Genomic DNA, 23,503 nt, shown 5'->3' with positions numbered 1-23,503 from the left:
GCATTCTGACTGAACCCTGGACGTCACACCCCCACCCCGTGGGAGGCCGCGGACGGCGCCGTCGACGCCGGCCGCCGTCGGGGCCTCAGGCGCCCGGCAGGGAGGAGGCGTCCTTCAGCAGGGCCTGGTTCGGCTCGTGGTACTCGACGCGCGGCACCCTGCGCCCTTCCTCGTACACGAGCGAGGTCACGGAGGTCAGCGAGCACTCACGGCGGCGCGGGTCGTGCCACAGCGGACGGCCCTCGACGGCCAGGCGCGTCACCCAGATCGGCAGCTGGTGCGAGACGAGCACGGACTCGGCGCCGGGCCCCTCGGCGGCCACGGCCTCGCCGCGGAGCCGGTCGACGACGGCCAGCATCCGGGCGGCCTGCGCGCGGTACGGCTCGCCCCAGGACGGGCGCAGGGGATTGCGCAGCCGGGGCCACAGCCGCGGGTTGCGCTTCAGCGACGCCGCCACCTGGGACATGCCCTCGAAGGCGTTCTCCGCCTCGATCAGGTCCGGCTCGGTGACCAGCGGCAGGTCGAACGCGGCCGCGATGGGCACGGCGGTCTGCTGTGCGCGGGTCAACGGGGAGGCGGCGACGACGGCGGGCGCACGGCCGGTCTGCGCGGCGCGCTCCGCGAACCACGCGGCCACGCCCCGGGCCATCTCGTGGCCGAGCTCCGAGAGCCCGAACTCCGGCAGGCGGCCGTAGAGGACACGATCGGGGTTGTGGACTTCTCCGTGGCGGACCAGGTGGACGGTGGCGAGCGTCTGCATGGGGCCAGTCTGGCAGAGGCGGACCGGTGGCCCCGGCGGTAGCGTGGGGCACACCTCGGCGCGACCGCGCCGCCACCCCCGTCCGCACCGAGACGCCGCGAGCGTCGGCGTCGCTAGGAGGCCCCATGTCCGGCACCTCGCCCACCGATCCCCACGGCAGCCAGAACCCGTACGGCACCGACCCGTACGGCGCCGCCCCGCAGGGGCCGACCCCGGGCTCCCCCGACCCGGCGGGCGCGAGCCCGTACGGCCAGAACCCCTACGGCGCACCGCCGGCGGCTCCGTACGGCGCCCCGGGCCAGGCGGGGATGCCCCAGGCCCCCTCCCCCCACGGCCCGGCCGGCTGGCAGTCTCCCGGCCCGGTCGAGCTGCCCCCGCGGCCGCGTTCCCTGACGGCCGCGTTCTGGCTGATCGTCTCGGGCGGCCTCCTGCTGCTGGCGACGACCCTGCTGGCGGCCTTCGCCATCACCCAGCCGGAAGGCCAGGCCGCGATCCAGCAGGAGCTGGACCGGTCCGTCGAGCAGATGGATCTGCCCGCCGACCAGGCGGAGCAGATGCGCGCCATGACGGACGGGATGCTTCCGGCCCTCGCCACGACGGCGGCCGTGTTCGGCGTGCTCGCGTTCCTCGTCTACCTGTGGGTGGCGTTCGCGATCCGCGGCGGCTCGCGCACCGCGCGCATCGTCGGAACGGTGCTGGCGTCCCTGTCCGTGCTGGTGCTGGTCTCCAACGCCGTGATGGGGGCGTTCAGCCCGCTGGACCTCGTGTGGGTGGGTCTCGGCGTCGCCGGCATCGTGCTCGCCTACCGCCCGGACGCCACGGAGTACATGCGGCTGAAGGCCTGGCAGCGCTTCGCGCGCCGCTGAGCCCGCTCAGGCCCGCGGGGCGTCCAGGAGCCGGACCAGGCGGGCCGGGTCCACGCGCCAGAAGTCGCGCTGGACGCCGTCGACGAACAGCACCGGCACCTCGTCCGCGAACCGCTCGAGCAGGGCCGGGTGCGCGGCGCCGTCGACGGCCTCCCAGGCCTCGCCCCGCGCGACGCACACCTGCGCCACCGTGGCCTCGGCCTCGGCGCACAGGTGACAGCCGGGCTTCACGAGCAGCTGGACGCGGGCGGTGGCGGCGGGCAGGTCGGCGGTCATGGACCCACTCTACGGATCGCCGTCCACGACGAAGCCGCCGTCCTCTCGGAAGGGGACGACGGCTTCGTCTCGTCAGCGCCCGGAGGGCGCGGGCGTCACTTCTTGTTGCGACGCTGGTGACGGGTCTTGCGAAGCAGCTTGCGGTGCTTCTTCTTCGACATGCGCTTGCGGCGCTTCTTGATCACAGATCCCATGGGGACTCCTTGAATCGGGGCGAGGGTCGGCGGTCGTGGGACCGCAGGCATCCGGGGCGCCGGACACGCCGACCCGCATTCCACCGGATGTGGAACGCCTGGAAACGTTCTCGGCCACAATACCGGCCGCACGGGCCGCGGTCGAACCGGGACGCGGGCCGGCTCAGTCGAACCAGGGGTCCAGCCCGTGCAGCGGGAACACCTCGCGGCGCGTGGCCATGATCGACTGGTCCACCGGGTCGGCCGGGTCGTAGCCCACCTCCCACGAGCGCCACCACACATCCGCGTCCTCGCCCATCACGGTGGGGATCCGCTCGGCGTCGTCCCCCTCGTGCACGGACATGTCCCCGGTCAGCTCGTCCGCGGTGAGGGTCCGGACGTGCTCGATCCAGGCGGCGGGGATCTCGCTCTTCACCGGGATCGGGGTCTGCAGGACGGCGGCGGTCAGGTGGGCCCACGCGCGCGGCACCACCCGCAGCGGGTTGTAGCCGCCGCCCCCGGTGGCCAGCCACCGGCCGTGCGCGAACCGGTCGGCCCAGTCGCCGACGTCGAACGCGAGCTGGCGCTGGCCGTCCACGCTCAGCCGCAGGTCGGCGAGCGGGTCCGTGCGGTGACCGTCGCAGCCGTGCTGGCTGACCAGCACGTCCGGGGCGAACGCCTGCAGCAGCGGGGGGACCACGGCGTGGGCGGCGCGCAGGAAGCCGGCGTCGCCGGTGCGCGGGGGCAGCGCGACGTTCACCGCTGTGCCCTGAGCGGCCGAGCCGCCGATCTCGTTGGCGAAGCCCGTGCCCGGGAACAGGCTGATGCCCGTCTCGTGCAGGGAGATGGTGAGCACGCGGGGGTCGTCGTAGAAGATCGACTGCGTGCCGTCGCCGTGGTGCGCGTCCACGTCGACGTAGGCGACGCGCTCCGCGCCGAGGTCCAGCAGGCGCTGGATGGCCACGGCGCAGTCGTTGTAGATGCAGAACCCGGACGCCGAGGACCGGGCGGCGTGGTGCATGCCGCCGGCGAAGTTCACGGCGCGGTCCACCTCGCCGGACCAGATCGCCTCCGCGGCGACGAGGGAGCCGCCCGCGATCCGGGCGGCGGACTCGTGCAGGTCCGGGAACACGGGACAGTCCTCGGTGCCCAGGCCGAAGCGGCCGTCCTCGGCCGACGACGTCGCCGCGGCCCGGCGGACGGCGGCGACGTACTCGGGGTCGTGGACGAGGGCGAGCTGCTCGTCCGTGGCCACGGGCGGCTCCACGATCCGCACGTGGGGCGCGTCCAGCAGGCCGAACGCCTCCACGAGCCGGTGCGTGAGGTCCAGCCGCAGGGGCGCCATCGGGTGTTCCGCGCTGAACCGGTAGCGGAGCAGGCTGGAGTCCCACACCACAGCGGCGGGGGTGGGAGCGGGAGGGGTGGACGTGGTGCTCATCACGGTCCAGCCTAGGGCTCCGGGCGGCACGGTGGCGACGAGCGCCTCGGATGTCTCACCCGCGTGACGCGCGGGCCTCAGGGGCGCGCGATACTGGGAGCCGGTCCGTTCCCCGTCCCCCGTCCCCCTCGCAGGAGGTGCCCCGTGGCAGGTCCCCGTCCGACCCCGCACGCCCGCCGCCACGGCGGGGTGCGCCGGCCCGGCGGACTCCCCCGGCCCGGCCAGGCCTCCACGCTGGAGTCCTCGACCGACCTGCGCACGGCGCTGCGGCGCTCGGGCCGTGCCGTCAGCTCGGTGGTGGGCGGCTCCCCGGCCCGCGCCGCCCTCTCCGCCTTCGCCCTCATGGCCCTGGTGTTCACCGGGCTCCTCGCCCTGCCGTGGGCCGCGGCGGACGGCCACGCCACCCCCCTGCACGACGCCATGTTCACCGCGGTCTCCGCCTTCTCCGTGACCGGTCTGACCACCGTCAACACGGCCGAGCACTGGTCCCCCGCGGGCCAGGTGGTCATCCTCGTGGCCATCCAGATCGGCGGCCTGGGCATCCTCTCGATGGCCTCGCTGCTCACGTTGGCCGTCTCCCGGCATCTGGGCCTGAGGTCGAAGCTGGCGACGCAGCAGGCGGGCATGACCTCCGGCAGTCTCGGCGAGGTCGGCCAGCTGCTGCGCGTCGTCGTCGTGACGGTGCTGACCGCGGAGGCCGCGCTGGCGCTCGTCCTCGTGCCGCGGTTCGCGGCCATCTCCGGCTCGTGGCTCACCGGCCTGTGGCACGGTGTCTTCTACTCGGTCAGCGCCTTCAACAACGCGGGGTTCACCCTGCACGTGGACGGCCTGCCGGAGATCATGCACGACCCGGTGATCATCACGGTGCTCGGCGTCGGCGTGTTCCTCGGCGCGCTCGGCTTCCCCGTGGTCATGGTGCTGCTGGAGAAGGGGTGGCGGTTCCGGGAGTGGAACCTGCACACCAAGCTCACGGTCGAGGTGACGCTGGCCCTGCTGGTGCTCGGCGCCGTCGCCCTCTTCTTCTTCGAGGCGGGCAACCCGGCGACCCAGGCCGGCATGGGCTTCTGGCAGCGGGTCGGGCACTCCCTGTTCGGCTCCGTGATGACCCGCTCCGGAGGCTTCGCGATCGACGACACGAACGCGCACCAGCCCGAGTCCCTGCTGCTCATGGACGCGCTGATGTTCGTGGGCGGTGGGTCCGCCTCCACCGCGGGCGGCATCAAGGTGACCACGCTGGCGATCATGTTCCTCGCGATCGTGGCGGAGGCGCGCGGCGACCGCGAGGTGACGGCGCACGGCCGCACGATCGCCCCCGAGTCCCTGCGCGTGGCCATCGCGGTGCTCGCACTCGGGGCCACCCTCGTGCTCGTGGCCACTCTGGCGCTGGTGCACATCACCGACGAGTCCCTCCAGCGACCCCTGTTCGAGGTGATCTCCGCGTTCGGCACGTGCGGGCTCTCCGTGGGCGTCTCCGCGGAGAGCCCACCGGCCGGCAAGTACGTCCTGACGGCCATGATGTTCGCGGGCCGCGTTGGTACGATCACGTTCGCCGCCGCCCTGGCCCTGCGCCAGCGGCGCGTGCTCTACCGCTACCCCGTCGAGAGGCCGGTCATTGGCTGACACCCCGCAGCGCACCGATCCCAACGCCCCCGTGCTCGTCGTGGGGCTGGGCCGCTTCGGCGCCGCCACGGCCGAGGAGCTCGTCGCACAGGGGCGCGAGGTGCTCGCCGTCGAGCGGGACCCCGTCCTCGTGCAGCGCTACGCCCCCTCGCTGACCCACGTGGTGGAGGCGGACGCCACCGACTCCGAGGCCCTGCGCCAGCTCGGTGCGCAGGACTTCTCGACGGCGGTGGTCGGCGTGGGCACCTCCATCGAGGCATCGGTGCTGATCACCGTGAACCTCGTGGACCTGGAGATCCCGCACATCTGGGTGAAGGCGATCAGCGAGGCGCACGGCACGATCCTCAAGCGGATCGGGGCGAACCATGTGATCTTCCCGGAGCACGACGCCGGCGTGCGCGCCGCCCACCTCGTGAACGGGCGCATGCTCGACTTCATCGAGTTCGACGACGACTTCGCGATCGTGAAGATGTACCCGCCGGCCGAGTGCGTGGGCTTCACGCTCGCCGAGTCCCACGTGCGCTCCAAGTACGGCGTGACCGTGGTGGGCGTGAAGACCCCGGGCGAGGACTTCACCTACGCCCAGCCGGACACCCGGGTGGGCCCGCGCGACACCCTCATCGTCTCGGGCCACACCGACCTCATCGACCGGTTCGCCGCCCGGCCCTGAGGCACGCCGGAGCCGTCAGGCCCCGAACTCCTCGGCCATCTCCTTGTCGCGCTGCGCGGCCGCGTCCATGGCACGGTTCACGAGGTCGCCCATGCCGCCGTCCAGGAACGCCTCCACGGCCTTCTCGGTGGTGCCGTTCGGGCTCATCACGGCCTTGCGCAGAGCCTCGGCCCTGGCCCCCTCCTGCTGGAGCATGATGCCGGCGCCCTTGACGGTGGCCGCGGCCATGGCCTCGGCGGAGGCGGCGTCCAGTCCCATCTCCGCACCGTGGGCGGCGATCAGCTCGGCCAGCAGGAACACGTAGGCCGGGGCGGAGCCGGCGGTGGCCACCACGGCGGAGAGCTGCTCCTCGGCCACCGGCACCACCAGGCCGCAGCCCTCGAAGAGAGCACGCACGGCGGTGGCCTGCTCCTCGGTGACGCCCGGCCCGGGGGCCACGCCCACGACGCCGGAGCCCACCGTCAGGGGCGTGTTCGGCATGGTCCGCACGATCGGCTGCCCCGCGGGCAGCACGGCGGCCATGGTCGCGGCGGTGACGCCGGCTGCCACGGACACCACCACGGTCTCGGGGCGCAGCGACGGCGCCAGGTCCGTGAGGGTGGCGACCATGTCCTTCGGCTTCACGCCCACCAGGACGATGTCCGCCTCAGCGACCGCGGCATGGTTGGCGCGTTCGTCCCGCTCCTGGGAGGTCACGGTGACGCCGTGCTGCGCGGCGGCCTTCTCGGCGGAGGCGGCGGAGCGGGTGGTGGCGGTGACGTCCTCGGCGCGCACGGCGCCGGCGTCGAGGGCTCCGGCGAGGATCGCGCCGGTCATGGTGCCCAGGCCCAGGATGGTCAGCTTCATGGTCGGTCCGTCTCCTTCGTGGTCGGGCGCGGAACGCCGTCGTCGTCGTGGTGGTCGGTCCCGCCGGCGGCCAGGTGCTCGCGCGCGAACGCGAGCGAGGCGGCCAGCTTCTCCTCGCGCTGGCCCGCGTACTCCACGCCGCGGGTGCCCACCTCCACGCACACCGCGCCGGCCAGGCCCTCGGTCGCCAGGTGGCGCAGGGTCTCGGCCACGCGCTGCGTGCCCTCGCCGGGGACCAGGTGGTCGTCCTTGCCGGAGTCGTTGCCGTCGGTGAGGTGGACGTGCCGCAGCCGCGGGCCGAGCTCGCGGACGGCCGCCAGGGAGTCCGCCCGCGCGATGGCCGCGTGGGAGAAGTCCCAGCAGATGTGCTCGTACGGCTCGGGCAGCGGGTTCCAGTGCGGCAGGTACATCTTGGCCTCGCGGCCGTAGGCCCGCCACGGGTACATGTTCTCCACCGCGATCACCACACCGGTCTCCGCCATGAGCTCGTGGATGCCCTCGGCGAAGCGCACCGCGTACGTGCCCTGCCAGCGGAACGGCGGGTGGGCGACCACGGTGGCCGCACCCACGGCCTGCGCCAGCTCCACGGAGCGGCGGATCTTGGACCACGCGGAGCCCCAGACCTGCTGCGTGAACAGCAGGGTGGGGGCGTGGATGGAGTCGATGGGCATCCCGTGACGCTCGGACAGCCGCGTCAGCCGCCGCGCGTCCTGGCTCCACGCGTTGTGCGTGACCATGACCTCCACGCCGTCGTAGCCGAGGTCCTCGGCGGTGGCGAACACGTCCTGGGTGCCCAGGGGGAACACGGACGAGGAGGACAGGGTCACGGGGATGTCCGCGCCGAAGCGCGCCGCGGGGGCCAGGTGCGCGGTGGCGTCCGCCATGCTCAGCGCACCCCCAGGCTCAGTCCCGGCAGGAGGGTGTCCGGGTTGAGGTTCACGTGGCCGACGCCGGGCAGGCCGTCCCGGGTGAGGTGGCCCTCGAGCATGAGCGCGTCGAGGCGGTTGAGGATCAGGCCCTCGCGCAGCGCCCACGGGCAGATCTCGAGCTGGGCGATGCCGAACGTGCGCATGGCCGTCAGCGCGACGATCGCCCCCGCGAACACCTGGTGCGCGCGCACGTCCGAGACGCCGGGCAGCTCCGCCCGCTCCGCGATGGTCATCGCCGCGAGGCGGTTCACCCACAGGTGCAGGTCGTCCGCGCGCAGGTGCCGCTTCACGAAGGGCCCCGCCGCCGACGGCGCCGCCCCGGTGATCCGGGCGAGGGAGCGGAACGTCTTCGAGGTGGCGGTGACCACCACGGGCGACTCGATGCGCGGGAAGTCCGCGTAGGCCTCCTCGAGTCGCTTCTCCACGTGCTTGCGGAGCTTCTTCACCGCCTTGGGGCTGGGCGGGTCCTCGGGCACCCAGTCGCGGGTGAGGCGGCCGGCGCCCAGCGGCAGGGACAGGGCGTGCGAGGGCAGCTCGTCCTGGCCGTAGGCGATCTCGAAGGAACCGCCGCCGATGTCGAAGTTCAGGATGGAGCCGGCGTCCCAGCCCTGCCAGCGGCGCACGGCGAAGTACGTCATGGCCGACTCCTGGTCCCCCGTGAGCTCGGAGAGGTGCACACCGGTCTCGGCCTGCACGCGGGCCAGCACGGCGGCGCCGTTCGCGGACTCGCGGATCGCCGAGGTGCAGAACGAGATCATGTCCTCCGCCCGATGCTCCTCCGCGAACGCGGCGGCCTCCCGGACGAAGTCCACGAGCTCCCGCTGACCCTCCTCCGTGATCGCCCCGTCGGCGTCCTGGTAGCGGATCAACGGAAGGGAGCGCTTGTGCTCCGCGTAGGCGACGGGGCGGGCCCCCGGGTGGGCGTCCACGAGCAGCAGGTGGACGGTGTTGGATCCGATGTCCAGGACGCCGAGGCGCATGGCGCTCAGGCCTTCTTCCGCGCGGTGGTCTTCTTGGCCGGGGTCTTGCGCGCCGCCGGCTTCTTGGCGCCGCCGCGGGTGGCCGGGCCCTTGGCGCGCTTGTCCGCGAGCAGCTGGTAGGCCTCCTCCGCCGTGAGCTCCTCGGGCTGGCGGCCGCGCGGGACGGTGATGTTGGTGACCCCGTCCGTGACGTACGGGCCGAAGCGGCCCTCCTTCACGGTGACCTTCTTGCCGGAGACCGGGTCCTCGCCGAACTCGGCCAGCGGCGGCTTGGCGGCCCCGCGGCCACGCTGCTTCGGCTGGGCGTAGATCTCGAGGGCCTGCTCCTGCGTGATGCTGAAGATCTGGTCCTCGGACTCGAGCGAGCGCGAGTCCGAGCCCTTCTTCAGGTAGGGCCCGAAGCGGCCGTTCTGGGCGGTGATGACCTCGCCCTCGGCGTCCGCGCCCACGACGCGCGGCAGGGACATCAGCTGCAGCGCCTGCTCGAGGGTCACGGTGTCCACGGACATGCTCGTGAAGAGGGAGCCGGTGCGGGGCTTCTCCTTGGCCGGCTTCTTCTTCGGCTTGGGCTTGCCGTTCTTGTAGTACTCGGTGGGCTGGGCGTCGAGCCAGGCCTGCAGCTCCTCCTCGGTCATCTCGGGGATGACCTCGGTGACGTAGGGCCCGTAGCGCCCGTCCTTGGCGACGATGGTCCGGCCCGTCTCCGGGTCCGTGCCGAGCTCGCGCTCGGAGGGCTGGGCGGTGGCGAACAGCTCCTCGGCCTTGGCCGGGGTGAGCTCGTCCGGGGCCAGGTCCTCGGGGACGTTGGCGCGCGGCGGGGTGGCGCCCGCCTCCGCGTCGGCCGGCAGCGACCGCTCCAGGTACGGACCGTACTGGCCCACCCGCAGGGTGATGTCCTCGGTGATCGGCAGCGAGTTCACGGCCCGCGCGTCGATCTCGCCGAGGTTGTCCACCACGTGCTTGAGGCCCTCGACGCCCTTCTCCGTCTCCGCGGCGGGGGCCCCGAAGTAGAAGGTCTGCAGCCAGGCCTCGCGGCCGAGTTCGCCCGCGGCGATCCGGTCGAGGTCGTCCTCCATGCGGGCCGTGAAGTCGTAGTCCACGTACTTCGCGAAGTAGTCCTCGAGCAGGCCGATCACCGCGAACGCGGTCCACGACGGGACGAGCGCGGTGCCGCGCTTGGACACGTAGCCGCGGTCCATGATCGTGGAGATCGTCGGGGCGTACGTGGAGGGACGCCCGATCTCGCGGCGCTCCAGCTCGGCGACGATCGACGCCTCGGTGTAGCGGGCCGGCGGGGAGGTCTCGTGCCCGGTGGCCTCGATCGGGTCACCGGTGAGGCGCTCGCCCTGGGCCACCTGCGGCAGGCGGCGGTCCTTGGCCTCCGCGTTCTCGCCGTCGACCTCGGCGTCCCGACCCTCCTCGTACGCGTCGAGGAAGCCCTTGAACGTGATGACGGTGCCCGAGGCGCTGAACTGCGCGAGGCGGCCGTCCTGCGCGGTGGCCGAGAGCCGCAGCGTGGCGGTGTAGCCCTTGGCATCGGCCATCTGCGAGGCCACGGTGCGCTTCCAGATCAGCTCGTACAGGCGGAACTCGTCCGGGCGCAGCTCGGCCTTGACCTGGGCCGGGGTCCGGAAGGAGTCCCCCGCGGGCCGGATGGCCTCGTGGGCCTCCTGCGCGGTCTCGTTGCGCTTGGCGTAGACGCGCGGCTGGGCCGGCACGGCGTCCGCCCCGTAGAGCTCGGTGGCCTGGCGCCGGGCGGCCTGCACGGCTTCCTGCGAGAGGTTCACCGAGTCCGTGCGCATGTACGTGATGTAGCCGTTCTCGTACAGGCGCTGGGCCACCTGCATGGAGACGCGGGAGCTCATGCGGAGCTTGCGGGCGGCCTCCTGTTGCAGCGTGGAGGTGGTGAAGGGGGCGGCCGGGCGGCGGGTGTACGGCTTGTCCTCCACCGAGTCGACCGTGAAGTCCGCCCCGCGCAGACCCTCGGCCAGCGAGCGGGCGCCGGCCTCGTCCAGGTGGGTCACCTTCTTGCCGGCGGAGGCCTTGAGCCGCCCGGCGTCGTCGAAGTCGCGGCCCGTGGCCACGCGCTCGCCGTCCACCGTGCTGAGGCGGGCCGTGAACGAGCTGCCCACGGCGTCCGCGGCCTGCGCGCCCTCGGCCACCGTGAAGGTGCCCTCCACGCCCCAGTAGTGGGCGGAGACGAAGGCCATGCGCTCCCGCTCGCGCTCGACGACGAGGCGGGTGGCCACCGACTGCACGCGGCCCGCCGAGAGCCCGCGGGAGACCTTGCGCCACAGCACCGGCGAGAGCTCGTAGCCGAACAGGCGGTCGAGGATGCGGCGCGTCTCCTGGGCGTCCACGAGGGCCGTGTCCAGCTCGCGGATGTTCTCCAGGCCTCGGCGCACGCCCTCCTGGGTGATCTCCCCGAAGGTCATCCGGTACACCGGCACCGTGGGCTTGAGGGTGTCCAGCAGGTGCCAGGCGATGGCCTCGCCCTCCCGGTCCGCATCCGTGGCGAGGTAGAGGGCCTCGGCGTCCTTGAGCTCGCGCTTGAGCTCCGCGACCTTCTTCTTCTTGTCCGGGTGCACCACGTAGTACGGGGTGAAGCCGTGCTCCGTGTCCACGGCGAACTTCCCGAACGGGCCCTTCTTCATGTCCGCCGGCAGGTCCGAGGGCTTGGGCAGGTCGCGGATGTGCCCCACGGAGGAGTCCACCACCCAGCCGGAGCCCACCGCGTTGAGGTACTTCGCGATGGACTTGCTCTTGGCCGGGGACTCCACGATGACCAGCTTCTTGCCCTCGGGCACGGGAGCGGTCACGGAAGCGGATGACGTGGACAAGGGGGTCCTCCTCGGACGGGGAAGGCGGTGGTTCCGGGCCGGTGCGCGGTGCACGCCGGCGTCGGGCGGACGTCCCCACATCGTAGGGGGCGCGGTGCCCACGATAACGCCCGGCGTCCCCGCGCCCGCCACCGCCCGATCGTCAGCCCTCCACCAGGAACCCGTCCTCGTACAGCTCCCGCAGCGCGGCCAGCAGGCCGGCCCGCCCGACGTCGTCCAGCTCCAGCAGCGCGGCGACCGCGCCCACCAGCTGCCCCACGGACAGCTCACCGTCGGAGGCGGACAGCACGCCCGCCGTCGCGGTGTCCAGGCGCGCCACGCGCCGGAACCCGGAGCCCTGCCGGGCCAGGATCACCTCGGGGTGCTCCGCCCCGAACCGCTGGTGGCGCTCCTCCGTGACGTCCGCGGCCACGCGCAGGTGCAGGCCGCGCAGCGCGGCCAGGGCCGGGTCCCCGACGGCGTCCCCCGCCCCGGCGCCGGCGGTGAGCCGGTCCCGGCGGGCGACGGCGGCGGCCCACGCGGTGCCGAGGGCCTCGTCCACGGCCTGGGTCAGCTCCTCGGCGACCACCCACCCCCGGCCCTGGGAGCCGTCCGCGGCGGGCCGACGCAGCCACACGTGGCCGAAGCCCACGCCCGCGACCCCGCGCGCGGCGAAGTCGTCCAGGTACCCACGGTAGGCGGCCTCATAGGCGGGCGGGTCGAGCTCGAGTGAGGAGTCCTGCAGCCACGTCTCCGCGTAGCCCGCGGGGTCCTGCCGGTCGCGCTGGATGAACCAGGCCTGCATCCCCGACGCCACCCACGAGCGCGGGCGCGCGTCCCAGGGTGCGGTGTCGGCGTCGGCGGTGTCTCCCGCCGGGATCTCCCAGTTGGCGAGCAGCTGCGCGGTGCCGCCCTCGGCGAGCACGTCCGGCAGGGCCGCGATCAGCTCCGCGACGATCCGGTCGCCCTCGCGGCCGCCGTCGCGGTAGGTCAGCACGGGCGCGTCCGGGTCCGTGCGCGGGGTGATCACGAACGGCGGGTTCGAGACCACGAGGTCGAACCGCTCCCCCGCCACCGGCGCCAGCAGATCGCCGGCCGCCAGCCGGACCCGGTCCTCGAGCCGCTCCCGGTCGAGGCCGAGCACGTCCGCGTTGAGCAGCAGGTTGAACCGGGTGAAGGCCAGGGCGCGCTCGGACAGGTCCGTGGCGGTGACGTGGTCGGCGTGGGCGAGCAGGTGCAGGGTCTGGATCCCGCAGCCCACCCCCACGTCGAGGGCGCGGGCCACGGGACGGCGCTGCGTGGCGCCGGCGAGCGTGAGGGAGGCCCGGCCGACGCCGAGCACGTGCTCGGGAGGCAGCGGGCCGCGCCGCTGCAGGGCCGTCAGGTCCGAGGCGATCCACATCCGGCCCGGCTCGTCCGCCTCGTACGGCGAGAGGTCCACCGCGCCGCGCACGCGCCCGTCCGGCCCCTCGACGACGAGCCCGGCCGCCACGGCCCCGGCCAGGCCGAGGCGGGGCAGCGCGGCGTCGAGGTCGGCGGCGGGGACGGGGTCGCCGAGCAGCCAGGCCCCGACGGCGGCGGCGAGGCCCCGCGTGCCATACCGGTCGCCGGGGCCGGCTGCGTCGTCGGGCCGGCCGGGGCCCGCCAGGTGACCGGCGACGACGCGGCGGGCGGCCTCGGCGTGCTCGCGGTCCAGGGCGAGCGTGGCCACGGGTCCGAGCAGCCCCTCGACGGCGGCGGTGGTGAACGGCAGGGCCGCCAGATCCGCGGCGAGGGCCACGGCCGTGGCCGGGGTCAGCCGCGGGGCGGGGGGCGACGGGGGTGTCGGGACGGGACTCATGCCTCGGTCCTCTCAGCGGGGTGGGGGCGGTGGGCGCAGACAGGACAGCGGTGCTCGGGGTCGTCGGCGGCGCAGGCCGCACAGCGGACCTCGAGCGTGGTGCAGGCCGGGTCGGCGCAGTTGCGCAGCGCCGAGGTCGGTGCCTCGCACGCGACGCACCGGCCGATGGTCTCGGCGTCGGCGGTGAAGCGGGTGGACAGGCGCCGGTCGAACACGGCCAGCTCGCCCCGCCACAGTCCGGCGTCGCCACGGGCCTCGCCGTAGCGGACGATGCCGCCGTCGAGCTGGTAGACCTCGGCGAAGCCGCGGTCCTTGAGCAGGGCCGAGAGGACCTCGCAGCGCACGCCGCCCGTGCAGTAGGTGATCAGCGGCGCGTCCTTGAGGTGGTCCAGGGCCCCGGAGTCGACGGCGGCGAGCAGGTCGCGGGTGGTGTGCGCGTCCGGGACCACGGCCCCGTCGAAGCGGCCGATGGCCGCCTCGACCGTGTTGCGGCCGTCGAGGAAGCGCACGGGGTTGGCGGTGCCGGCGCGCTCGGCGACGAGCGCGTCCACCTGGGCGGGGGTGAGCCGCTCCCCCGTGCCGACGACGCCGCCCGCGTCCACGGTGACGCGCTCGGGGGCCCCGAACGCGACGAGCTCGGGCTTGAGCTTGACGGAGAGGCGGGGGAAGTCCGCCGCCGAGCCGTCCGACCACTTCACCTCGAGATCCCGGAACGCCGGATGCTCCCGCGTGCCGCGCACGTAGCGCTTGACCGCGTCGACCGGCCCGCCGACGGTCCCGTTGATCCCCTGCGGCGACACGATGATCCGGCCGGTCAGGCCGAGGGACGCGGCGAGCGTGCGCTGCCACAGCCGCACCGCCTCGGGGTCGGCGAGCGGGGTGAACCGGTAGTACAGCGCGATGCGGGAGAGGGCGGCGGTGCTCATCGAGGTCCAGGCTAGTGCGCGACCCCGGACGTGACGGCCGTGAGGGACGGGCGGGGCCTGGCCCGCACCGGCCTCACGCCTTACCCTTCAGACATGACTGAGCATCTGGATCCGGCACTGGTCGACATCTGGTTCGCGGCCTGGTCGCGATCGCGCGGCTACCGCGTCAGCCAGGAGGCGGGGCGACGCGCGGCCCTGCGCACCCCCCGCCCCGCCCACATGATCCCCGGCGGCTCCGGTCGCGCCACGGTGGATGTGCCGGCCACGTGGGAGCACGTGGTGGTGAACCCCTCCCGCGCGGAGCTGGAGGACCTGCGCGAGGCGGTGCGGGACCAGGAGCAGATCCTGCTCACCGTGTTCGGCGACGCCGGCGAGGACCCCAAGGCCATGGGTCTGAAGGCCCAGGCCGAGCCGGAGCGCTTCATGACCATGGACATGGACCCCGAGCTGCAGGACGTGGAGCCCCCGCTGCTGCCCGAGGGCTATGAGGCCCGCGTGGACCAGCCGATGGAGGGCAGTCGTCGCCTGCGCATCCTGGCCGTCGGCGCCTCGACCGCGCCGGAGGGCGAGGAGGAGCTCGCCGCCCTCGGCTGGGTCACCGAGGAGGACGGCACCGCCGTCTACGACCGGATCTGGACGTCCCCGAACCACCGTCGTCGCGGCCTCGGCTCCCTCGTGATGCGCTATCTCACCTCCGAGGTCATGAGCGAGGGTGAGATCAGCCGCGGCCTGCTCGTCGCCTCCCCGGACGGGCAGAAGCTGTACCGCCACCTGGCCTGGACCGACCTCGGCCCCGTGTCCATCTGGGGTCGCGGCCTGGCCGAGGACAACCCCACCGCCGAGCACACCGGCACCATGGGGGCGTGACCGGCCACCTCCCGGAGCACGATCCCTGGGCGGATCCCGCGGGCGGCTGGGGGCCGCCCGGCACGGCGGACGCCGCGCCGCCCGTCGACGACGCCGCCCCGGACTCCTCCGGACCGGAGCCGCAGCCCGTCGGTGAGATGGTGGCCGACGTCGTGGCCGGGCTGTCCGTCACGGCACCCGGCGACCTGCGCCCGGACATCCCGGCGGGGGCCGGACTCCGTGCGGCGCTGGGCCGGACCGGGCTGCCCGAGCAGATCCGCCACGTCACCGAGCTGCCCGCACGGCAGGCCCGGCACACGGACTGGCCCGCGGACGCTCCGGAGGGCCTGGTCGGGGCGTTCGCGGCGCGCGGCGTCGAGCGGCCGTGGCTGCACCAGGTGCGCGCCGCGGCCCTGGCCGGCGCGGGGACGCACACCGTGCTCGCCACGGGCACGGCGTCGGGCAAGTCGCTGGGCTACCAGCTGGCGGTCGGCACCCGGCTGGCCGCCGACCCCCGGGCCACCGCGCTCTACCTCGCCCCCACCAAGGCCCTCGCGGCGGACCAGCTGACCTCCTGGCGCGCCCTCGAGCGGGACGGCGCCCCGGGGCTGCGCGCGGCCCCCTACGACGGCGACACCGCACCGCAGGACCGGATCTGGGCCCGCGAGCACGCCACCGTGCTCATGACCAACCCGGACATGCTCCACGTGGGGATCCTGCCGCACCACGAGCGGTGGGCCGCGTTCTTCCGGAACCTCGCGTTCGTGGTGGTGGACGAGTCGCACACCTACCGGGGCGTCTTCGGCTCGCAGGTGGGCATCCTGCTGCGCCGGCTGCGGCGCATCGCCGCCCACTACCGCGGGGACCGTCCGGAGACCGTGTTCATCGGGGCGTCGGCGACGTCGGCGGATCCGGCCGGGCACTTCGCCCGACTGATCGGGGCGCCGGCCACGGCCGTCACCGAGGACGCGTCCCCGCACGGGGCGGTCACGGTGGCGTTCTGGGAGCCGGAGCTGACGGACCGTCGGGGCGAGAACGGCGCGCCCGTCCGCCGCTCGGCGATGGCCGCCGCCGCCGACCTGGTCACGGACCTGGCCCTGCAGCAGGTGCGCACGCTGGCGTTCATCCGCTCGCGGCGCGGGGCCGAGGCCATCGCCAGCGCGGCCAAGCGGCAGCTCGAGGAGGTCGAGCCGGGGCTCGGCACGCGGATCGCGGCCTACCGCTCGGGCTATCTGCCCGAGGAGCGGCGGGAGCTGGAGGCGGACCTGCGCTCGGGTCGGCTGCTGGGCATGGCCTCGACGCCGGCGCTGGAGATGGGCATCGACGTCGCGGGGCTGGACGCGGTGGTGGTGGCCGGCTGGCCGGGCACCCGCGCGTCGTTCTTCCAGCAGATCGGCCGCGCCGGGCGCGGCGGCCAGGACGCGCTCGCGTTCTTCGTGGCCTCGGACGACCCCCTGGACACGTTCGTGGTGGACCACCCGGAGGCCGTGTTCGACCTGGGCGTGGAGGACACCGTGGTGGACCCGGAGAACCCGCACCTGCTCGGCCCCCAGCTGTGCGCGGCCGCCGCGGAGCTGCCGATCACGCCCGAGGCGTTCGGCTGGTTCGGGGAGCCGGAGCGGGTGCGCGCCCTGCTGGACGTGCTGGTCGAGCAGGGGCTGCTGCGCCGCCGGCCGGCCGGCTGGTTCTGGACGCACCCCGAGCACGCCGCCGGCATGGTCTCCCTGCGGGACGACGGCGGCGGGCCCATGGACATCATCGACGCCGAGTCCGGTGCCCTGCTGGGCACGATGGACTCGCCCCAGACCCACTACCAGGCGCATCCCGGCGCGGTGTACGTGCACCAGGACCGCACGTACCTCGTGGAGGAGCTGGACGAGGACGCGCACGCGGTGGTGGTCACGCGCGCCTGGCCGGACTTCACCACGCAGGCCCGGGACGTCACGGAGGTCGAGATCGTGGCGGTGCACCGCCGCCTGGACGCGCGGGAGGGCACCCTGCGCTGGTGCCTCGGGGATGTGCAGGTCCGCACCCAGGTGGTGTCCTTCCAGCGCAAGGCCCTGGCCTCCGGGGAGGTGCTCGGCGAGGAGCCCCTCGACCTGCCGGCGCGGGACCTGTTCACCTCGGCGGTGTGGTTCCAGGCGGCCTCGGACGAGCTCATCGCCGCGGGACTGACCACGGATCGCCTTCCCGGCGCCCTGCACGCGGCCGAGCACGCGATGATCGGCATGATGCCGCTCGTCGCCTCGAACGACCGCTGGGACATCGGAGGCGTCTCGATGGTCCTGCACCCGGACACCGGCTCCCCCGCCGTGTTCGTCTACGACGGCCGGCCCGGCGGGGCGGGCTTCGCCGAACGCGGCTTCGAGCAGGCGCGACGCTGGGTCGAGGCGACGGCGGGGGCCATCGCGGCCTGCGAGTGCGCGGAGGGCTGCCCGTCCTGCGTGCAGTCCCCCAAGTGCGGCAACCGCAACAGCCCACTGGACAAGGCCGGCGCGCTGACCGTCCTGCGGTTCCTGATGGACCACGCCGATCACCTCGTCCCGGCGGACGCCTCGACCGACGGCTCGGGCGGCGGCGCCTCCGGCGGGTCCTCCGGCGGGGCCACGGACGCGGCGCCCGGGGCCTGAGACCGCGGCGGACCCGCGACGGCATCGGCCGTGGCCGCCGGCAGCGGGGCGCGGGCGAGCTCGACCGCGACGCGCACGGTCCCGTCCTCGCGCACCTCGCACGCCACGACGGCGGCCCCGTTGCGTTCGGCGGTCCGCCCGGCCAGCACGCACGGCTCGTGGTCGGAGAGCCCGCGCCGGGCGTCGGAGGCGGCGAGCGCCGCCAGATCGGCAGCCCCGGCCGCCCGGGAGCCGGTGGCCGAGGCCTGCCCCAGCGCCGCGACAGCCAGCAGCAGCCCCGCCCCCAGAGCGGCCGTGCCCAGGACGGACACGGTGCCCGAGCCGCGTTCGCCCCGCGCGGGCGCCCTCCCACGGGTCATGACCGGTCCTCCGGCCCGGCGGCGGGCGTTCCGGGCCGCTGGTCGGGGGCGGCGGCGTGCGCGGTGAGGGTGAGCACCTCGGCCCAGGCGAGCGGCCCGGGGCCGGGCTGGACGACCTCGACGGTCACCCACCCGCCCTCGACGGTGTGCGAGAGCGAGGCGTCGTCGCCGGCCATGCGCGCCACGGCGTCCCGGGCCGCCGCCTCGTCGTCGCCCCGGGCGAGGATGCGGGCGGCCGACGCCGCCGCGTCCTGACCCCGCACCTGCTGCACCGCGGCGGCCCCGGCCAGCAGGACGGACACGAGCACGAACGCGATCACGGGCAGCAGCACCGCGTACTCGGCCGTGACGGCCCCGGTCTCGCCGCCCCGGAGCGCGCGGGGCCGCCCCGCCGTCCGGGCGCCCGTGCGGCGCCCGGACGGCGAGGCGGAGGTCGGGTGCTCAGTCACGCTGGAGCGCCCCGGAGACGAGGTCCACGAGCAGCGACTGCACGTCCGGGCTGGTGAGCACGACGGCCAGCACGCCCGCGAAGCCCACGGCGGCGAGCGTGAGGATGCCGTACTCGGCCGTGATCGCGCCGGTCTCCTCGCCCGCGGCGTCGACGACGCGCGCGAGGCGATTGCGGCCGCTCGGGCGGGTGACGGCGGGCTGGGCGGAGTGGGAGCGGTGGGTCATGGTGGTCCTCCTGGAGTGGGCCCCGCGGTGCGGGGCGGTGATGACGGCCCGGCCGGGCCGCTGGTCCCAGGCTGGCCCGCTCCGGGGCTCGCGCGCCGGGGGCGGCGCGGATCCGGGGATGGGCCGGGGCGATCGGGGCCCTGTGCAGGACCGGACGCCCCGGCGTCGCCGCCGCCTCAGCCCGGTCCCGCCCCGAGCAGGGCCATGACGACGGGCACCACGCCCCAGCACACGAAGGCCGGCAGCAGGCACAGCCCCAGCGGCATCACCAGGCGCACGGCGAGCTCCTCGGCCGCCCGTTCATCGGCCCGCCGGGTCTGCTGACGGACGGCGGCGGCGGTCTCGGCCAGCGTGCGGGCGCCGGCCATCCCGGACCGGTGCAGCGGCCGCAGCCGGGCGGCGGTCTCGATCCACACCGGGTCCGTGTCGAGCCCCGCCCACGCCTCGTCCCAGTCCCGGCCCCAGAGCAGCAGCGCCGCCGTGGCGCGCAGGCCGCGGGCGCCCGGCAGGGTTCGGCCGAGGTCGTCCAGCGCGGCGGGCAGGGATCGGCCGGCGCTGAGCAGCGCCGCCAACACGTCCAGCACGACGGCGGCGCCCACCGCCGCCGGTTCGCGCGCGGCAGCACGCAGCAGCAGGCGCGTCCAGGACCGCCCGGCCAGCCAGAACAGCAGCCCCACCGCGGCGACCACGGCACCGAAGGGCGAGCGGGCCAGGTCCCACGGGGAGGTGCCGAGCAGCCACGCGAGGCCGAGGCCGCCCAGGGGCAGCCACTGCAGCAGTCGGGACGTCGCGCCCGGCCCCGCCGCGGCCGAGCGGCGGGCCCGGGCCGCGTCCACGTCCGCCTCGAGACTGTGGGCCAGCCGCCGGGCCACGGCAGCGGGAGCGGCACCCGCCCGGGCCCCGGCCGCGAGCGCCGCGTCGACCAGCGCCCAGCCCGGGTCCCGTGCGGGGGTCCGCCAGGGCAGGGTCCCGCCGCCGCGCGCCGCCTCCCCGGTCGGCGCATGCGACGCCGGCACATCCCAGGCCAGCGCCTCGGCCCGGCGTCGGGCGCGGTGATGGGCACAGCATGCGGCACCCGCCTCGCCCGGGCCCGACCCGCAGGCGGGCAGGGTGCACGCGGTCTCCCGCCAGGCCTGCTCCTCGGTCAGGCCGGCCGCGACGAGGGCGGCCCAGCGGCGCAGCGCGCCGACGAGCACCTCCGTCTCCTCCTCCGGCCTCGCCCGCCCCGCCCACCAGGGCAGCAGCGGCTCGGCACGCCCAGCGCGCGACCGTCGTGCCTGCCCGGCCGCCGTCGTCGTGCTCACCGGCCGCACCGCCCCGCCAGCCGGGCCGCGAGCGCGGGCACGCCGGGTCCCTCGACGGTCCGCCCACCCGCCGCCTCCGTCCCGGGCCGCCACGTGAGGGCGGGCAGCAGGGCGAACCCGTCGGCGCGCGGGTCCGGGACGGCGAGTTCGACTGGATGCCGCCCGTGGCCGTCGCGGGCGATGTGCAGCACGGCGTCCACGCCGGCGCGGGCCTGCGCGGCCACCGTCTCGGGCCGCCAGCCGGCCAGGGAGGCCATGGCCGTCAGCCGGGCGGGCACCTCGGCGGCGGCGTTGGCGTGCAGGGTGCCCCACGCACCCTGATGTCCCGTGTTCAGGGCGGTGAGGACGTCGGCCACCTCGGCGCCGCGGCACTCGCCGACCACGAGCCGGTCCGGCCGCATCCGCAGCGCGTGGCGGACGAGCTCGGCCAGTCCGACCTCGCCGGCGCCCTCCGCGTTGGCGGCGCGGCACTGCAGTGCGACCACGTGCGGGTGATCGGGCGCGGCCTCGGCCGTGTCCTCCACGACGACGATCCGTTCGTCCCCCGGCACCCGGCCGAGGGCCGCGGAGAGCAGCGTGGTCTTGCCCGCCCCGGTCGCGCCGCTGACCAGGACGGTGGCACGGTCGCACACGAGCGCCTCGAGGGCGTCGGCCCAGAGGGCGCCGTCCGGCCAGCCGTCGGCCAGCGCGGTCAGCGACGGCGTCGTCGCGGCCGGGATCCGCAGGCTCAGCAAAGTGCCGCCGCCGCTGACCGGGGGCAGGACCGCGTGGACGCGCACGCCGCCCACGCGGGCGTCGGCCAGCGGCACCGCCGCGTCGAGGCGGCGGCCGGCCCGGTGCAGCAGCCGCACCGCGAGCGCCCGGGCGGTCTCGGGGTCGAGCCGACCGGGGCGGCGGACGAGGCCCTCGTCCCCGTCGGTCCACACCGCGCCCGCGCCGTCCACGAGCACGTCGGTCACGCCCGGGGTGCGCACCCAGGGTGCGAGCGGGCCGAAGCCGTCGAGCTCATCGACCAGCGCCGCCACGCGCGGGTCGTCGATCGGCGCGTCGAGGGCCTCGGCGATCAGCGGGACCAGCGGCAGCTCCGCCCCGTCTGCGGCCGACGCACGGGCCTCGGCCACGCGCCGGCGCACGACGGCGGCGTCCAGCCCGCCGGGGCCCGCTGCGGGTGCGGCCAGCGGCGGCGCGGCGACCTGCGTGCGTTCCGGCTCGGCCGGGTCAGTGCGGGGCCACGGGAACCGTCGGCTGCCCTCGGGCGGGGCGGGGCGGCGGCGGCCCCGGGGCGGGCGGGCCGGGGCGGCGGGGACGAACGGGCGCATGGCGGGCCTCCTGCGGGTCGGGGCGGCGGCCGCGGTCCGCGGCCGCCGGCCCGTCCAGTCCACCGTCCCGCCCGGGCGCCTGCGCCCCCGGCCCCGCCGCTGGGGACACGGGCCCGCCCACCGGCGCCTGTGCAGGAGCGGGCGGCGGCGCGCAGCCGTCAGCCGCGCAGGATCCGGTGGGTCCGCGCGTCACGCACGCGGGAGTCGTTCCACGGCACGTCCCAGCCCAGCAGTGCCAGCACACGGTCCAGCAGCGCCGCCGTGAACCCCCACACCAGGCGCTCGCCCACGAGGAAGCCCGGCGTCTCGCCGCGGCGGCCGCCGGGCCGGGCCACGCGGCACCGGTTCGCGGGGTCCACCAGGTCCGCGACCGGCATCCGGAACACGGCCGCGGCCTCGGCCTGGTCGACCACCGCCACGCGACTGGGGTCCCGCCACCACCCGAGCACCGGGTGCACCACGTGCCCCGAGACCACCACCGGCACCGCCGGCAGCACGCCCAGGACCTCCACGCCGGCCGGGTCCAAGCCGGTCTCCTCCTGCGCCTCGCGCAGGGCCGTGGCCACGACGTCGGCGTCCTCGGGGTCGACGCGACCGCCGGGGAACGCGATCTGCCCGGCGTGCTGGCGCAGGGTGGCGGCGCGCTGGGTCAGCAGCACGTCCACGTGCGGGTGCACGCGCTCGGCGTCGTGACGGGCGGGGACGTCGTCGAGGGCGCCGAACAGGATCAGCACGGCGGAGGGGCGCGGATCGCCGGACCGGGGCCAGTCGAAGCCCCACATCGGCACGGCCTCGGGCGGGATTGTGGTGAGCGAGGCCGGGTCGTGGTGACCGGGCGCGTCCGCAGGGGCCGTGCCCCACCGGGCCACGAGGTCCGCCAGCTGGTCCCGCGCACCCGTCAGCGACGCCTCGGACGTCCCGGCGGCGTCGCGGGAGGTCGGGCGGGGGCTCGCGGGGGTCTCAGGCATGGCCCCCACGCTAGCCGCCGGTCGTAGCCTCGGGGCATGACGGCTCCCCTGACCTCGCCCCCAGCGGCCACCGCGTCCTCGGATCCGGTGGACGTCGCGGTGATCGGCGCCGGCCAGGCCGGACTGGCGGCCGGCTACTTCCTGGCGCGGGCCGCGCGGGACGTCGGCCGCGGGCGCCGGCCGGGCCCGCCGCCGTCGTTCGTCCTGCTCGACGCCTCCGCCCAGCCCGGCGGCGCGTGGCCGCACCACTGGGACTCCCTGCGCCTGTTCTCCCCCGCCGAGCACTCCTCCCTGCCGGGCCGACCCATGCCGCCGTCGCCCGGCCCCGGCACCCCGGACGCCGGGCACGTCGTCGCCTACCTGGCCGACTACGAGGACCGCTACGGGCTGCCGGTGCGCCGGGGCGTGCGTGTCGCGGAGGTGACGCACGACGCCGCCGCGTCCCCTCCGTTCACCCTGCGGCTCGAGGACGGCACGGCCCTGAGCGCCCGCGCGGTGGTCTCCGCCACCGGCTCGTTCACCCGCCCGTTCTTGCCGGCCCTCCCGGGCGTCGACCACTTCGGCGGCACGCAGCGGCATTCCGCCGCGTACCGCTCCCCCGACGCGTTCACCGGGCGGCACGTCCTCGTGGTGGGCGGCGGCAACTCGGGCGCCCAGATCGCGGCGGACCTGCTGCTGGCGGGTGTCGCCACCACGTGGGCCACCCGGCGTCCGCCCCGGTTCATGCCGGACGACGTGGACGGGCGGGTGCTCTTCGATCGGGCCTCGGCGCGCGTGCTGGGCCGCTCCGAGGCGCGCGTGGGCGACCTCGGGGACATCGTCATGGTGCCCTCGGTGATCCGCGCCCGCGACGGGGCCGGGCTCCACGCGGTCCCCGCGCCCACCGCGCTCACGCCGGACGGCGTCCGCTGGGACCACGACGCCGGCGCGAGCCACGGCTGGCCCGCCGCCAACCGCGCCGCGGCCCGGGTGCGCGGCGCCGAGCACCCGGTGGACGACATCGTCTGGTGCACGAGCTTCCGGGCGGACCTGCGCCATCTGCGGGGCCTCGAGCTGACCCGCCACCCCTCCGGGGCGCCGGCGACGGAGCGTGCACTGCCGACCGCCTCGGTGGACGTGCCGGGGCTGCACCTGCTCGGCTACGACGACTGGTGCGGGGCCGCCTCGGCCACGCTCGCGGGCGTGGGGGCTCACGCGCGCCGGGCGGTCGCCGCGATCCTCGCGGGTCTCACCGAAGGCTGAGCGGGCAGGCCGGGCGC

Annotated in this window: 22 protein-coding genes; 6 read left to right on the top strand and 16 right to left on the bottom strand. The window is 75.5% G+C overall.

Annotated features, from left to right (window positions below; all coding sequences use genetic code 11):
• Positions 1 to 85: 85 nt before the first annotated feature.
• Positions 86 to 760 carry a histidine phosphatase family protein gene (locus ACUW6W_RS02795; protein ID WP_044658894.1) on the bottom strand — a complete coding sequence of 225 codons (675 nt, stop codon included), beginning with the start codon at positions 758 to 760 and terminating at the stop codon, positions 86 to 88.
• 125 nt (positions 761 to 885) lie between these two features.
• Between ACUW6W_RS02795 and ACUW6W_RS02790 the strand changes: the two genes are divergently transcribed.
• Positions 886 to 1,626, top strand: coding sequence for a hypothetical protein (locus ACUW6W_RS02790; RefSeq protein ID WP_454179764.1), 741 nt, complete (start codon positions 886 to 888; stop codon positions 1,624 to 1,626).
• Positions 1,627 to 1,632: 6 nt separating this feature from the next.
• Here the strand turns inward: ACUW6W_RS02790 and ACUW6W_RS02785 are convergent, their stop codons facing one another.
• The 3 genes from ACUW6W_RS02785 to ACUW6W_RS02775 all read right to left on the bottom strand — a co-directional run bounded on the left by ACUW6W_RS02785 (position 1,633) and on the right by ACUW6W_RS02775 (position 3,513).
• Entirely contained in the window at positions 1,633 to 1,902 is a 270-nt protein-coding gene (locus ACUW6W_RS02785) for a glutaredoxin family protein (protein ID WP_222958517.1), read from the bottom strand.
• 95 nt (positions 1,903 to 1,997) lie between these two features.
• The gene (locus tag ACUW6W_RS02780) at positions 1,998 to 2,096 is read right to left on the bottom strand and encodes a 30S ribosomal protein bS22 (protein ID WP_005504750.1); all 99 of its coding nucleotides are present in this window, start codon (positions 2,094 to 2,096) and stop codon (positions 1,998 to 2,000) included.
• 163 nt (positions 2,097 to 2,259) lie between these two features.
• The gene (locus ACUW6W_RS02775; protein WP_036317274.1) at positions 2,260 to 3,513 is read right to left on the bottom strand and encodes an acetoin utilization protein AcuC; all 1,254 of its coding nucleotides are present in this window, start codon (positions 3,511 to 3,513) and stop codon (positions 2,260 to 2,262) included.
• Positions 3,514 to 3,657: 144 nt separating this feature from the next.
• On the opposite strand from ACUW6W_RS02775, the gene ACUW6W_RS02770 reads away from it, so the two are divergent.
• Positions 3,658 to 5,133, top strand: a complete 1,476-nt coding sequence (locus ACUW6W_RS02770) for a TrkH family potassium uptake protein (protein WP_311795205.1) — start codon at positions 3,658 to 3,660, stop codon at positions 5,131 to 5,133.
• Positions 5,126 to 5,803 (top strand): potassium channel family protein, encoded by a 678-nt coding sequence (locus tag ACUW6W_RS02765; protein WP_002856329.1) that lies wholly within the window; start codon positions 5,126 to 5,128, stop codon positions 5,801 to 5,803. Before ACUW6W_RS02770 ends, ACUW6W_RS02765 begins: the two co-directional genes overlap by 8 nt.
• 15 nt (positions 5,804 to 5,818) lie before the next feature.
• Here the strand turns inward: ACUW6W_RS02765 and proC are convergent, their stop codons facing one another.
• The 6 genes from proC to trhO form a co-directional block, all read right to left on the bottom strand.
• Positions 5,819 to 6,649 carry a pyrroline-5-carboxylate reductase gene (proC, locus tag ACUW6W_RS02760; RefSeq protein WP_363736790.1) on the bottom strand — a complete coding sequence of 277 codons (831 nt, stop codon included), beginning with the start codon at positions 6,647 to 6,649 and terminating at the stop codon, positions 5,819 to 5,821.
• Complete coding sequence (locus ACUW6W_RS02755) at positions 6,646 to 7,533, bottom strand: sugar phosphate isomerase/epimerase family protein (protein ID WP_049159026.1); 888 nt, start codon at positions 7,531 to 7,533, stop codon at positions 6,646 to 6,648. Before ACUW6W_RS02755 ends, proC begins: the two co-directional genes overlap by 4 nt.
• 2 nt (positions 7,534 to 7,535) lie before the next feature.
• Positions 7,536 to 8,558 (bottom strand): Ppx/GppA phosphatase family protein, encoded by a 1,023-nt coding sequence (locus ACUW6W_RS02750; RefSeq protein WP_200969350.1) that lies wholly within the window; start codon positions 8,556 to 8,558, stop codon positions 7,536 to 7,538.
• Positions 8,559 to 8,563: 5 nt separating this feature from the next.
• Positions 8,564 to 11,398: a type I DNA topoisomerase gene (gene topA / locus ACUW6W_RS02745; RefSeq protein ID WP_454179760.1), complete on the bottom strand. Its 2,835-nt coding sequence runs from the start codon at positions 11,396 to 11,398 to the stop codon at positions 8,564 to 8,566.
• A 142-nt stretch (positions 11,399 to 11,540) separates the two neighbouring features.
• Positions 11,541 to 13,217, bottom strand: coding sequence for a DUF7059 domain-containing protein (locus ACUW6W_RS02740; RefSeq protein WP_145951057.1), 1,677 nt, complete (start codon positions 13,215 to 13,217; stop codon positions 11,541 to 11,543).
• Positions 13,214 to 14,143 carry an oxygen-dependent tRNA uridine(34) hydroxylase TrhO gene (gene trhO / locus ACUW6W_RS02735; RefSeq protein ID WP_101967388.1) on the bottom strand — a complete coding sequence of 310 codons (930 nt, stop codon included), beginning with the start codon at positions 14,141 to 14,143 and terminating at the stop codon, positions 13,214 to 13,216. Before trhO ends, ACUW6W_RS02740 begins: the two co-directional genes overlap by 4 nt.
• A 93-nt stretch (positions 14,144 to 14,236) precedes the next feature.
• Between trhO and ACUW6W_RS02730 the strand changes: the two genes are divergently transcribed.
• Positions 14,237 to 15,010, top strand: coding sequence for a GNAT family N-acetyltransferase (locus ACUW6W_RS02730; RefSeq protein WP_101967387.1), 774 nt, complete (start codon positions 14,237 to 14,239; stop codon positions 15,008 to 15,010).
• Entirely contained in the window at positions 15,007 to 17,619 is a 2,613-nt protein-coding gene (locus ACUW6W_RS02725; RefSeq protein ID WP_113913826.1) for a DEAD/DEAH box helicase, read from the top strand. The genes ACUW6W_RS02730 and ACUW6W_RS02725 overlap by 4 nt, the downstream gene beginning before the upstream one ends.
• Here the strand turns inward: ACUW6W_RS02725 and ACUW6W_RS02720 are convergent.
• From ACUW6W_RS02720 to ACUW6W_RS02695, 6 genes are all read right to left on the bottom strand, one after another.
• Positions 17,523 to 17,978 carry an Rv3654c family TadE-like protein gene (locus tag ACUW6W_RS02720; RefSeq protein WP_049147915.1) on the bottom strand — a complete coding sequence of 152 codons (456 nt, stop codon included), beginning with the start codon at positions 17,976 to 17,978 and terminating at the stop codon, positions 17,523 to 17,525. The two genes, ACUW6W_RS02725 and ACUW6W_RS02720, sit on opposite strands and share 97 nt — an antisense overlap.
• On the bottom strand, positions 17,975 to 18,427 hold the full coding sequence (locus tag ACUW6W_RS02715) for a TadE family type IV pilus minor pilin (RefSeq protein WP_049147914.1): 453 nt from the start codon (positions 18,425 to 18,427) through the stop codon (positions 17,975 to 17,977). The genes ACUW6W_RS02720 and ACUW6W_RS02715 overlap by 4 nt, the downstream gene beginning before the upstream one ends.
• A complete protein-coding gene (locus tag ACUW6W_RS02710) occupies positions 18,420 to 18,653 on the bottom strand; it encodes a DUF4244 domain-containing protein (protein ID WP_049147913.1) in 234 nt (77 codons plus the stop codon). The genes ACUW6W_RS02715 and ACUW6W_RS02710 overlap by 8 nt, the downstream gene beginning before the upstream one ends.
• Positions 18,654 to 18,829: 176 nt before the next feature.
• Positions 18,830 to 19,957 (bottom strand): type II secretion system F family protein, encoded by a 1,128-nt coding sequence (locus ACUW6W_RS02705; protein WP_260844530.1) that lies wholly within the window; start codon positions 19,955 to 19,957, stop codon positions 18,830 to 18,832.
• Positions 19,954 to 21,276: a CpaF family protein gene (locus ACUW6W_RS02700; protein WP_145951058.1), complete on the bottom strand. Its 1,323-nt coding sequence runs from the start codon at positions 21,274 to 21,276 to the stop codon at positions 19,954 to 19,956. The genes ACUW6W_RS02705 and ACUW6W_RS02700 overlap by 4 nt, the downstream gene beginning before the upstream one ends.
• Before the next feature lie 158 nt (positions 21,277 to 21,434).
• Positions 21,435 to 22,244, bottom strand: coding sequence for an NUDIX hydrolase (locus ACUW6W_RS02695; protein ID WP_063190170.1), 810 nt, complete (start codon positions 22,242 to 22,244; stop codon positions 21,435 to 21,437).
• A 36-nt stretch (positions 22,245 to 22,280) separates the two neighbouring features.
• Here ACUW6W_RS02695 and ACUW6W_RS02690 point away from each other — a divergent pair, with 36 nt between their 5' ends.
• The gene (locus ACUW6W_RS02690; RefSeq protein WP_063190171.1) at positions 22,281 to 23,486 is read left to right on the top strand and encodes an NAD(P)-binding domain-containing protein; all 1,206 of its coding nucleotides are present in this window, start codon (positions 22,281 to 22,283) and stop codon (positions 23,484 to 23,486) included.
• The last annotated feature ends 17 nt before the right edge of the window (positions 23,487 to 23,503 follow it).

This window comes from Micrococcus sp. 093350064-1 (assembly GCF_053627955.1).
The sequence above is the reverse complement of the archived record's forward strand: the minus strand, read 5'-3'. Positions and strand labels throughout refer to the sequence as shown.